This window comes from Streptomyces sp. NBC_01116, from assembly GCF_041435495.1.
Taxonomy (GTDB): Bacteria; Actinomycetota; Actinomycetes; order Streptomycetales; family Streptomycetaceae; genus Streptomyces.
In genome coordinates this window covers 3,682,907-3,694,985 of sequence record NZ_CP108644.1, presented here as the reverse complement: position 1 = coordinate 3,694,985, position 12,079 = coordinate 3,682,907, and the positions used below count along the sequence as shown (strand labels likewise).

Below are 12,079 nucleotides of genomic sequence, written 5' to 3'. Positions count from 1 at the left end.
GATGGCCCATGAGCCGAGAACTGGATACGACCGTCGCGCTCTTTCCCGGACAGGGCGCCTACCGCGCCGGCGCGTTGAAGGGGTACTGGGAGAGCGGGGACCGGACGGTGCGGACCACCTTCGAGGAGGTGGACGCGGTCGCCAAGGAGATGATCGGCCGCGCGGTCTCCCCGACCGTCTTCCAGCCCTCGCCGCCCAGCCCCGCCGCCCTCCTGGAGTCCGCCCCGGACGTCCTCCAACTGGCCGTCTTCACGACGGCGGTCGCCACCCACCGGCTGCTCGCCGAACGAGGGGCCGCCCCCGCGGTGCACCTCGGCCACTCCCTCGGCGAGCTCGCGGCGCTGACCTGCGCGGGGGCCTGGGACCTGACCGACGCGGCGGAGATCCTCTGCGAGCGGATCTCCGTCCTGCGCGAGCACGACGACAGCGGCGGCGTGATGCTCGCCCTGGGCTGCGACGCCGAGCGCGCCGGACGGATCGTCGGCCTGATCGGCGACCCCGGCCTCGTGCTCGCCGTCGACAACGGGTCCCAGTCCGTCCTCTCCGGCCGCGCCGGGCCGATCGCCACGGCCGAGGCCCTCGCCGGCCAGCTCGGCATCACCCGCACCCGGCTGCGCTCCCCGCACCCCTTCCACCACCCGCTGCTGGAGAAGGCACGCGGTGTGCTGGCCGAGCGGCTCGCCGCCTTCCCCTCCCGGCCGCTCGACGTGCCCGTCTACTCGCCGATCCTGGGGAGGTTCTACCGGAACGGCGACGACCTGGCCCGGCTGCTCGCCCTCCACCTGGTCACCCCGGTCGAGTTCGGACCTGCGGTCTCGGCCCTGCACGCCGCGGGGGCGCGGGTGTTCGTCGAGACCGGGGCCGGCCGGGTGCTCGGCGCCCTGGTGGAGCAGGCCCGGCCGGGCGCGTACGTGGTCGCGCCGCTGGCCGGCCGGGACGAGGAGGCGGGGCTCGCCGCGGCGGCCGCCGCCCTGCGGTCCCCGCTGGCCCGCGGCACCGCACCGGCGTCGACGGTCGCGTCTCCCGTGGCTCCCGCGGCTCCGGTGGTTCCCGTCGTGCCTGCGGCTCCCGTGGCTCCCGTGGCCGTGACGCCCGCACCCGACCGCGACGAACTCAGCGGCCGGGTGCGGGCCCTGTACGCGGAGGCGATGGAGTACCCGGAGGAGGTGTTCACGGACGACGTGCAGCTGGAGGCGGACCTCGGGGTCGACTCGGTCAAGCAGACCGAGCTGCTCAGCAGGCTGGGGGACCGCTTCGGCCTCGGGCTGCCGCCCACCGGGCTGCGCGTCGCCGACTACGACACCTTCGGCAAGGTCGTCGACTTCGTGGCAGCCGGTGTCACCGACGGCGCGGACGCCGGAAGCGCGGCCGGCCGATGACGCATCCCGTCCTCCGCGCCGACGCGGAGTTCGCCGGACGCGTCGCCCTGGTCACCGGCGGCGCGGGCAGCGTCGGCCGGGTCGTCGTCGAACGGCTCGCGGAGCGCGGCGCGACCGTCCTGCTGAACTGCTTCCACTCCTACGACGCCGCCAAGCAGCAGGTGCGGGCGCTCGTCGACCGGGGGCTGGACGTACGGCTGATCCGCGGGTCGGTGGCCCGGCGGGCCCAGGTCGAGCGCATGTTCGCGGAGATCGCCGAGGAACACGGGCGGCTCGACATCCTGGTGAACAACGCCGCCGCCGGCTCCTTCGTGCCCTTCGAGGAGATCACGGAGGACCTGCTCGACCGGACGTACGCCACCAACGTCAAGGGCCCGCTGTGGTGCGCCCAGTACGCCCGGCCGCTGCTGGCGGCGTCCGGCGGGCGGGGCGGCGCCATCGTCAACGTCTCCTCCCTCGGGGCCGCGACGACGCCGGCCAACTACCTCCCGACCGGCGTCTCGAAGGCGGCGCTGGAGTCGCTGACGCGCTATCTGGCCGCTGAGCTGGCCCAGGACCGGATCCGGGTCAACGCGGCCTCGTGCGGTCTCATCGACAACCCGGTGGGCCGGCTGTTCCCGGACTTCGACGACGTACGGGCGAACACCGTGGCGGCGACCCCGCTGGCCCGGCTGGGCCGCCCGGAGGACCTGGCGGAGGTCGTCCTGTTCCTCAGCTCGGAACGCTCGGGCTGGGTGACGGGACAGACGGTCCTGGCGGACGGCGGTCTGACGCTGCTGCGGTCCGCGATGTCGCCGACGCCGGAGCCGGTGCCGGAGCCGGTGCTGCTGCCGGAGCCGGTGGAGGAGCCGGAGACGGTGACCGGGACGGAGCCGGTGGCGGAGCGCGAGCCCGCCACGCGGCCGGCACCGGAGCCCGTGGCGCGGTCGGTGCAGCAGGCCGAGCGGGAGCCGGCACCGCTCCCGTCGGCGGCAGCACCGACGCGGGAGACGCCGGAGACGCCGGAGGCTCCACCGGCTCCGGAGACTCGGGAGACGCCGGAGACTCCGGACGACGACGACCCCATCGCCGTGGTCGGCATGGGGCTGGCCATCCCGGGAGCCTCCTCGCCGGAGGAGTTCTGGCGGCTCCTCACCGACGGCGCGGAACTCTTCGTGGACGCTCCCGGCGACCGGTGGGACATCTCGCGCTTCCACGCCGAGGACCGCCGGGCGCCCGACAAGACCTACCAACGGCGCTCCGGCTTCATCACCGGCTTCCGCCCCCACGAGAAGCTGCGGGCGGAAGGGCTCGCCGACGCCGGACTCGACCACACCGCGCTCTGGCTGCGGCACAGCCTCCACCAGGCGCTCGAAGGCGTGGGCCGCGCGGACGGCGACCGCTTCTCCTTCTGCGTCGGCTACACCCCCGACGGCAGCCAGCACCTCGAAGAGTCCTACGTGCTCGGCCACGCCCTGGAGACCCTCGCCGAGGACGGCGACGACGCGGTGCGCGGCCCGGTCGGGGATGCCCTGCGCCGGAGGTTCGGCCGGGGCGGCGAGCCCGGCGAGGCCCGCCATCCGCACCGCGTCGGCCAGGTCGCGATGGACGGCATCCTGCCGGACGGCACCCGGCTGCACATGGTGGACACCGCCTGCTCCTCCTCGCTGTACGCGATGGACCTCGGGGTGCGCGACCTGCTGTCCGGCCGCAGCGACGTCGCGGTGTGCGGGGGCTCCTTCGCCCTCGCCCCCAGCGGCTCGATCCTGTTCGCCAAGCTGAACGGCCTGTCCACGGGCGGGGCCGTCCGCGCCCTGGACGAGGGCGCGGACGGAGCCCTGTTCTCCGACGGCGCCGGACTCGTCGTGCTCAAGCGGCTCTCGCGGGCCCGCGCGGACGGCGACCGGGTCCTGGGCGTCATCTCGGCGATCGGCCTCTCGGCCGACGGCCGGGGCAAGGCCATCTACGCTCCGGCCCCCGCGGGTCAGGAACTCGCCGTGGAGCGGGCGTTCGAGCGCAGCGGCCTCGGCCCGGACGACATCGACTGGATCGTCGCCCACGCCACCGGCACACCCGCGGGCGACGAGGCCGAGTTCACCAGCCTCGCCCAGCGCTACTCGGGCGACCGCGTCCAGCAGGTCACCTCCAACAAGTCCCTGGTCGGGCACTGCGGTTGGGCGGCCGGAGTGGTCTCGGTCATCCACACCCTGCTGGCGCTGCGCCACGACACGATCCCGGCGCAGTACCGGTTCACCCGGCTGCCCGACACCCTGGCCGAGCGCGCGACCGGTCTCACCGTGCCGCGTCAGCCGGTGCCCTGGCCCGTCGACGGCGACCGGCCGCGCCGCGCGGCGGTCTCCGGCTTCGGGTTCGGCGGCACCAACGCCCACGTGATCATCTCCGAGGACCACCGCGCGGTCCGGACCGGACATCCGGCGGCCCTGCCCGCTCCGCTCGACGAGGACCTCGTCCTGGTCGGCTGGTCCTCCCAGCTGCCCGGCAGCCCTTCGTCCGAGGAGGTCGCGGCCTGGGCGGCGGGGGAGACCGACGAGGACTTCGCGCCGTCGTTCGGCCCGGCCTACCCCGTACCGCCGTTCCAGGAACTGCGGATGCCGCCGCCCACCGCCCGTACCACCGACCGCACCCAACTCGCCATGATCCGCTGCATGCAGGCCCTGGACGAGCCGGTACGGGAGCTGTGCCTGACCCACCACCGGACCACCGGGGTCGTGGTCGGCCACACCGGGGCCACCCGCAACGCCCTGCTCTACAAGTCCCGGGCCTACCTCGACGAGATCCGCCACGTGGTGGCGGGAGCGGGCGGGCCCGCCACGGAGAAGTTCGTGACCCGGTTGGAGGAACGGGCCACCGGTCTCATCGCCGCGCCCACCGAGGACTCCTTCCCCGGCGCGATGCCCAACGTCATCGCGGCGCGGCTCTCCAACTACTTCGACCTGCGCGGTCTCAACATCACGGTCGAGGCCGGAGAGGCGTCCCTGCTGGAGGCGTTCGACGTGGCGGGTTCCTACCTGGACTTCCGGGAGATCGACGTCGCGCTGGTCGCGGGCGTCAACGGCACGGCCCTGCCCGGGTGGAACGACGAGGAGGGCCGCCGGCCCGTCGAAGGGGCCTTCCTGTTCGTCATGGTCCGGAGGTCGCTCGCCGAGGAGGCCGGCCTCCCCGTGCTGGCCGTAGTGGAAAGGAGCGTGGCGGCGTGAGCCCCTCGCGTCAGGGAGCCACCACCCTGCTGGGCGCCGAGGGCGCCCGGGAACTGATCGCCTTCCTCGCGGGTTCCGGGCCCGGCCGGACGGAGCCGGGCCCCGCCACCGCGGTGATCGAGCGGGCCCCGGAACCGGGCGGGCCCGCCCGCCGCCTCCGGCTGCGCCGCCCCGCCGCCGTGCCGGAGCCCGCCGGGCCCCGGCGCCCCGCCGCCGTGCCGGAGCCCGCCGGGCCCCGGCGCCCCGCCGCCGTGGAGGAGCCCGCCGGGCCCCGGCCCTCCGCCGCCGTGCCGGAGCCCGCCGAGCCTCCACCCCCCGCCCCCGTGGCGGAGCCCGCCGAGCCCCGGCTCCTGGACCGGCACGTCCTGGGGCTCGCCCCGGCGCCGCGCCGGGATCCCGGCCCGCCGCCACCGCTCTTCCCGCCGTCCACCGCCCTGCTGACGCACGGCCTGGCGGCGCTCGGGGCGTACGACCTGCCGGTGGACACGGAGCTGCTGCCGCTGTCGCAGGAGGACGCGCTGGAGGAGGCGGTCCGGCGCGCCGCCCCGCGCCATGTGCGGATCGTGGTCGACCTGACCCGGGAGGACAGGCTCCGGGGTCCCTCCGAGCGGCTGCTGCGGCTGCACGACGCCCTCTTCCGTACCGCGAAGGCCTGCGCCGGGCTCCCCGAACTGCCCGCGTCGTTCGTGCTGATCGTCCTCGGCGGCATCGACGCCGACCGGGTGCAGCACCCGTGCGCCGGGCTGTTCTCCGGGTTCGCCAAGAGCCTGGCGCTGGAGTGGCCCGGCTCCTCGGTGGTCGCCGTCGTCCACGAGGCCACCGCGCTGGAGGACGCCGAGGCCGACGCGGCGGCGGAGTCCCTGGCCCCGCAGCTCCTGCCCGTCGTCGCGTTCGCGGGCGGGGTCCGCCTCCTGCTCCGGGCCGTGCGGGACCGGGGGGCCACCGCGGCCGCCCCGCGACCGCTCCGCACCGTCGTCGCGGCCGGCGGCGGCCGGGGCATCGGGGCGACGCTCCTCACGGCGCTGGCCCGCCGGGACCGGCCCCGCTTCCACATCATCGGCTCCACCCCGCTCGGCGCCGGAACACCCGAGGAGGCCCCCGGACGCCAGGAGTTCATCCGGGCGCACAGCACCGGGCCGGACCGGCTCTCCGTACGGGAGGCCAACGCGGCCTACGACCGGCTGGCCGCCGCCGCCGAGGTGCGCGCCACCGTGCGCACGCTGAAGGAGATATGCGGTGCGGACCGGGTGACCTACCACGCCTGTGATCTCCGCGATCCGCACGCCGTACGGGAGGTCGTCGCGCGGATCGAGTCGGCGGAGCGGGACGGCGTCGACCTGCTGCTCAACGTCGCGGGCACCAACCGGGCCGCCTCGGTGGCCAAGAAGAGCCTCGCCGACTTCCGCGCCGTGCGGGACCTGAAGGTACGCACCCACACCAACCTCAGGGCCGCGTTCGGCGACCGGCAGCCCCGCCGCTGGTGCAACTTCGGTTCCTTCGTCGGCTTCACCGGACAGAACGGCGAGACCGACTACGGAGCGGCGAACGACTACCTCAACACCGCTGCCGCCGCCGGCGCGGCCCGGGGCTCGGGCGAGTTCACCATCGGCTGGACGCTGTGGCGCGACGTCGGCCTCGGGGCGACCCCGATCATGCGGAGGTTCCTGGCCAAGAGCGCGCAGTTCACCGCCATGCCCACGCAGGAGGGCGTCGACCACTTCCTCCACGAGATCGACCAGGCCGAACCGACCCCGCTCACCGTGCTGTTCGGCGACGCGGAACGGGCCACCATGGAACGGGCCGCACCCGGCTACCTGGACTTCTGCCGCGCCCCGGCCCCGGACCCGCTCGCCCCGGCCCCGGACCACCTCGCCCAGGCCCCGGCCCCCGAGGCCGCTCCCGCCCCGGCCGTGGCGGCGCCCGCCCCAGGCCCCGCGCGCCCGGCGCTCCCCGGCTTCTTCGTCGACGACATCGTCGACCGCGGCGCCGACCGGCTCACCGTGGTGCGCACCTTCACCCTGGAACGGGACGCCTATCTGCGCGAGCACGTCGTCAACGGATACCCGACCCTGCCCGGCACCTTCGTCCCCGAACTCGCCGCGCAGGCCGCCATGCACCTGGTGCCCGGCCGGGTCCCGGCCGTGCTGGAGGACATCCGGCTCGACGCGTTCCTGCGCGTCTACCGGCCCGGCCGCGGCGAGACCAAGAAGATCACCGCGCGCCTGGTGGAGAGCGGACGGCACGAGTCCGTCGTCGACGTCGAGGTGACGGGCGACGTGCTGGCCCCCGGCGGGCAACTGCTCGTCAAGGACCGCCGGCACTTCTCCGCCCGCGTACGGCTGCGGGACGAACCGGTCGCCGCGCCGCGCTGGGAGCACTGGGACGACCAGGGCACCGAACCGGTGGCCGACCCGTACCACCTGCCCAATCCCGCCGTCCTGCTGAGCGGCGTCTTCGTCTCCACCGGGGACACCCGGGCCCACCCGCACGGACGGCGCGCCCGCTACGTCCCGGACCGGCCGGGCATCGAGCGCTGGTTCTCCGGCCTCGTCGTGCCGTCCGTACTGCTCGACGGCCTGGCCAGGACCTCGGTCCTGAACCGGAGCGACGGCGACTGGATCCCGCTCGCCGTACCGCGGACCATCCGCCGCATCGACCTGTACGACGGCCACACCGACGCCTCACTGGCCGCCGCCGGCACCCGGGTCGAGCTCTACTCCCTGCCCGCGCGCCTGGATCTGGAGAGCGCCGAGGAGAACCGGTCGGTCGCGGTCACCGCGGCCGGGGACGTCGTCCTGCAGATCAAGGACATGACCGGAGCCGTGCTCGGCCATGTGAACCAGACCACCGGCGAGTACCGCGGACGCCCCAGCCCTGCCGAGGAGACCACACCATGACCGACACGTCCGACGCCGCCACCACCTCCCCCGCGGGCCCGGAAGCCGGCGTCTGCCCGGTGACCGGCGCCCGGGCGAAACCGGTCGGGGGACCGACGAAGTTCCCGCGCTCCTCCCCGATCGTCTCCACGATCGCGTACGCCGCGGACCCGCCCGGCTACTCGCTCCGCGCCCAGCGCGACCACGGCACCGTCGTGAGACTGCCGATCCTGCCGCACAACCCGACCGTCCAGATATCCGCGCCCGAGGGCATCCGCCGGGTGCTCCAGGGCAACGCCGACAACTACGCGCGCGGCGCCTACTACGAGGCGTTCGAACTGTTCATGGGCCGCGGGCTGCTGACCCTGGACGACGGGGACTGGCGCGTCCACCGCAAGACCGTCAACTCGGCGTTCACCCCGAACGCCATCGCCGCCCGGGGCGTGCACAGCGACTCGGCGGTCGCCGCGCTGCTCGACCGGTTCGCCGAACACGCCCGCACCGGAGAGCCGTTCGACCTCTTCCAGGAAGCGATGAGGCTGACCTCGCGGGTGATGGGGATCGCCCTGGTGGGCAAGGACCTCTCGCAGGACGGCGGCGAGTTCGCGGAGGCGGTCACGGTCGCCCTCGAAGCGATCTTCAAGAACGTCGGCTCGCTGGACAAGGCCATCCCGTCGTTCCTCCCGACCCCCTACCGCCGCCGCGTCGCGCGGGCCCGGCGGACCCTGGAACGGGTCGTCGCCGAGGCGGCCCGGGACGTGGACCTCGGCGTCGGCGGCGAGGTCGCCACGCTCATCCGCGAGTCGGACCTCCCGGAGGACGCCCTCTGGGCCGACCTGGTCACCCTCTTCCTGGCGGGAGTCGAGACGACGGCGCTGACGCTGACCTGGACGCTCTACGAGGTCGCCCGCCACCCCGAGGTGCGCGAGCGGATGCGGGAGGAGACCGACCGGGTGCTGGGCGACCGCCCGCCGGCCGCCGCCGAGCTGGACGACCTCACCTACACCGCGATGGCGGTCGACGAGAGCCTCCGGATGCACCCGCCGGTGTGGCAGTTCACCCGCGAGGCGATCGAGGACGACGTCCTGGCCGGCCACAGCATCCCCGCGGGCACCCCGCTGCTCGTCTCCGTGTACGGGGCGCACTACAACCCCGAGCAGTGGAAGGACCCCGAGCGGTTCGACCCCGAACGCTTCCGGCCGGGCGCCCAGGCCGATCGGGACCGTTCGGCCTACCTGCCGTTCGGCGGCGGCCGGCGCCAGTGCATCGGCAAGCGCATGGGACTCGCACTCCTCCAGCAGACGGTCGCGGCGGTCTTCGGCCGCTACGAGGTAGCGGTGGAGCGGGAAGCGGTCCGCGGCGGCGCGTTCATCACGCTGTTCCCCAAGGGCGGCATGCGCGTGCAGGTCCGGGAGCGCACCCGATGACGACGTCCGCCGCGGCCGCGGAGGCGGCCGGTCCGCCGGCGCTCCGACCGCACCTCTCCTCCTTCGACCCGGACGCGTTCGTCCGCCCGGTGGGCCGGTTCGTCTGGGAACCCGTCCCCGTCCCGCACCCCGGCACGCCCACCGACCGCCCGCTGGCGGGGCGGCGCGTCCTGCTGGTCGGCGAGTCGGCCGGGCTGGTCGCCGCCGTCGCCGGGGAGCTGGGGGAGCGGGGCGCGCTGGTCGTGCGCTCGGACCCCGGCACTCCGCTGGTCGCCGAGGGCTGGGACGGCATCGTCGACCTCAATGTGACGGGCCGGACCTACGAACTGGGCGACACCGACTGGCGGCCGGCGCTCGCGCGCACCACCGAGGCGATCCGGGCCGCCTACGGGCGCTGGAGCGAGGAGGCGCGCTTCGGCCGCCATGTGTATCTGGCCGTGACGCACCTCGGCGGTCTCTCCGGCCACGGACCGGGCCACGTGCCGCAGCCGCTGGGCGGCATCTGGGCCGGACTCGCCAAGTGCCTGCCGCGGGAACTCCCCGCGGCAGGCGTGGTGGTGGTCGACCTGGACCGGGCCGACGCGACGGCGATCGCGGAGGCGGTCGAGCGGGAGTTCGCGGCGCCCGCCCACTTCGAGGTCGGCTACCGCGACGGTGTACGCCATGTGCTCGCCGGGCGGCCGGCGCCCGACTGCCCGCCGGGGCCCCGGCCGCCCGGGCCGGAGGACACGGTGCTGATCACCGGCGGCGCGCGCGGGGTCGGGTTCGCCGCCGCCCGCTCGTTCGCCGAGACCTTCGGCTGCCGGGTGGTCGTCACCGGCCGCGGCGAGCTGCCGGAGGAGGGGGAGACCACCTTCCTGGACGACGCGGCGTTCGCGCTGTGGCGCCGCCGCCGGATGGCGCGGGCGCGCACCCCGGGCGATCTGGCGGAGCTGCGCCGGGAGATCACCCGGGCCGACGAGGCCCGTACGGTCCTCGGCAATCTGCGGCGGGCGGCCGAGGACGGCCTGCGCATCACGTATCTGCGCTGCGACTGCACGGACGCCGAGCAGGTGGAGAGCGTCTTCGCCGCGCTCGGCGACGGCCCGCAGTACGTCGTGCACAACGCGGGCATCGACGAGCCCGCCCGCTTCGACCGCAAGTCCGCCGCAGCCGTGATCCGTACGGTCGACGTCAAGGTGACGGGCTTCGCCCGGCTGGTCCGCGCGATCCTCGCCCGGCCGGAGCGGCGGGCCGCGCTGCGGCTGCTGAGCAACGTCGGATCGCTGGCCGGCCGGATGGGCGGGATGGTCGGCCAGATCGACTACGCGGCGGGCAACGAGGCGCTGGCCCGGCTCGGGTTCTGGGCCCGCGACGACCTCGGCCTGCCGGTGCAGACCCTCTGCTGGCCGACCTGGGAACGCCTCGGCGTCATCGCCAACTACTCCGCGGCCGTCCGGTACGTCTCCACGCTCGACCCGGCCGAGGGCGCCCGGCGCTGGGCGGAGGAGATCGCGTCCGGACACACCGCCGAGGCGGTCTTCCTGGGCCGGATCGGGGCCGTCCTGGCGCCGGGACAGCTGCGGGGGTTCGGCATGCTGACCGGCCACCCGGACCTGCCGCGGCTCCACGCGCTCGACCACCACCTCGGCGAGGTCGAGGAGTACGCCCTGTTCCGCTCCCTGCGCACGCGGTGGACGCTGGAGGCCGGCGCGCATCCCTGCCTGACCGATCTGCGGATCGACGGCCTGCCGGCCGTCCCCGTGGGCGTCGTCCTGGAGCACCTGGTGGCCGCGGGCGACTGGGTGGTGCCGGAGGGCTGGCCGCTGCTGCACCTGCGGGAGGTGCACCGGTTCACGGTGCGCCTGGCCGGGCTCCGGATCTCCGGCGGACGCATGGTCCTGCACCGGGAGGCCGTGGGCGTGCGGCGGGACGGCGTGTGGCAGGTGGACGTCACCGTGCGCGATGCGGCCGGTGAGCCGGTGGCGGCCGCCACCCTGGTGTACGGGCCCGAGCCCGCCTCGCTCCCCGCTCCGCCGCCCGTCACCGCTCCGGAGCCGGCGGGCCCGGCCGGGCCGGACGCCGGGTGGCTGGACTGGGCGGGGGTGGTGTTCCGGGAGGAGCGTCCGGCGCCCGGCGACGCGGGAGCGTTCGCCCTCCGCCCGGTGGCGCCGGCCGACCTGTGGACGACGTCCTTCCCGCCCGCGCACACCCTGTCGCCCGCCGCGATCGAGACGATCGTGCGGGAGGTGGACCGCTCCCGCGTTCGGGACGGCGCGGGCACGTTCACCGTCGAGCGGCTGGTGCTGAGCCCGGGGGCGCAGCAGACCGACCTGGTGCGCAGGGGCGCGGTGTCCGGTGAGTGGCGGGGAGAGAGTGCCGGGCGCGAGGTGCTCCTGGCGGAGGGCGTCGCCCTCGGGCACTGAGGCCCGTCGAAGGGCATCGAGTCCGCGGCGCGGGCCCTACGGGGTCCGCGCCGCGGACTCCTCGCCGCGGGCCCGCCAGCCGCTGACCACGGCGTACAGGGTCTCCTCGTAGGCGGCCCCGATGTCGAGTCCCGGCGGGGCGTTGCCGGACAGTTCCAGGGAGACCAGGCCGTGGGCCGCGCCCCAGCAGGACAGGGCGATGACCTCGGCCGTTCCCTCCTTGAACTGTCCGGCGGCCTGTCCGCGCACCACCGCGTCCACCAGCGGCTGGATGGTCGAGCCGGCCTCGCTGCGGCGCTCGGGCGTCGGTTCGTAGTCGCCGCGGTCGGCGAAGACGATCCCGTACAGATGCGGGTTGGCGAGGGCGTACTCCCGGTAGGCGACACCGAGCCGCACCACGTCGGCCGAGGGGTCGTCGGAGGAGTCGACGGTGTCCAGGCGGGCGATGAACAGCCGGACCGCCTCCTCGTACAGGCTGTCGAGCAGTCCGGCCTTGTTCCCGAACAGCGAGTAGACCGCCGTCGTGGATGTCTTCACGTCGGCGGCCAGCTTGCGCAGGCTCAGCGCGCCGGTGCCGCGGTCGAAGACCGTGGCGGCGGCGCGGTTGATGAGCTTGAGGCGGAGAGCGTCGTCATGTGTCTTGAGCCTGGCCATGACCCCAATGTAGCGCAACGGTGTTTTGAATGGCTTGCGACGGCCGCTGTCACCGAGGAGCTGACACGGGGCTGACATCGGACAAAAATTCTTGCACAGTGTCTAACTCGGGCGAACTCCCAGCTCAGAGCATGTTTGCCC

Annotated in this window: 6 protein-coding genes; 5 read left to right on the top strand and 1 reads right to left on the bottom strand. The window is 74.9% G+C overall.

The window, feature by feature from the left end; genetic code table 11:
• The first annotated feature begins 8 nt into the window (after positions 1 to 8).
• From OG245_RS16095 to OG245_RS16075, 5 genes are read left to right on the top strand one after another with little or no spacing between them, the layout of a single operon-like run.
• Positions 9 to 1,379 (top strand): acyltransferase domain-containing protein, encoded by a 1,371-nt coding sequence (locus OG245_RS16095; protein ID WP_371624221.1) that lies wholly within the window; start codon positions 9 to 11, stop codon positions 1,377 to 1,379.
• A complete protein-coding gene (locus OG245_RS16090; RefSeq protein WP_371624220.1) occupies positions 1,376 to 4,576 on the top strand; it encodes an SDR family oxidoreductase in 3,201 nt (1,066 codons plus the stop codon). The genes OG245_RS16095 and OG245_RS16090 overlap by 4 nt, the downstream gene beginning before the upstream one ends.
• Entirely contained in the window at positions 4,573 to 7,473 is a 2,901-nt protein-coding gene (locus OG245_RS16085; protein WP_371624219.1) for an SDR family NAD(P)-dependent oxidoreductase, read from the top strand. The genes OG245_RS16090 and OG245_RS16085 overlap by 4 nt, the downstream gene beginning before the upstream one ends.
• Positions 7,470 to 8,879: a cytochrome P450 gene (locus OG245_RS16080; RefSeq protein WP_371624218.1), complete on the top strand. Its 1,410-nt coding sequence runs from the start codon at positions 7,470 to 7,472 to the stop codon at positions 8,877 to 8,879. Before OG245_RS16085 ends, OG245_RS16080 begins: the two co-directional genes overlap by 4 nt.
• Positions 8,876 to 11,284, top strand: coding sequence for an SDR family NAD(P)-dependent oxidoreductase (locus tag OG245_RS16075; RefSeq protein WP_371624217.1), 2,409 nt, complete (start codon positions 8,876 to 8,878; stop codon positions 11,282 to 11,284). The genes OG245_RS16080 and OG245_RS16075 overlap by 4 nt, the downstream gene beginning before the upstream one ends.
• A 36-nt stretch (positions 11,285 to 11,320) precedes the next feature.
• On the opposite strand, the gene OG245_RS16070 is transcribed toward OG245_RS16075, so the two are convergent.
• Positions 11,321 to 11,938 (bottom strand): TetR/AcrR family transcriptional regulator, encoded by a 618-nt coding sequence (locus tag OG245_RS16070; RefSeq protein ID WP_371624216.1) that lies wholly within the window; start codon positions 11,936 to 11,938, stop codon positions 11,321 to 11,323.
• Positions 11,939 to 12,079 lie beyond the last annotated feature (141 nt).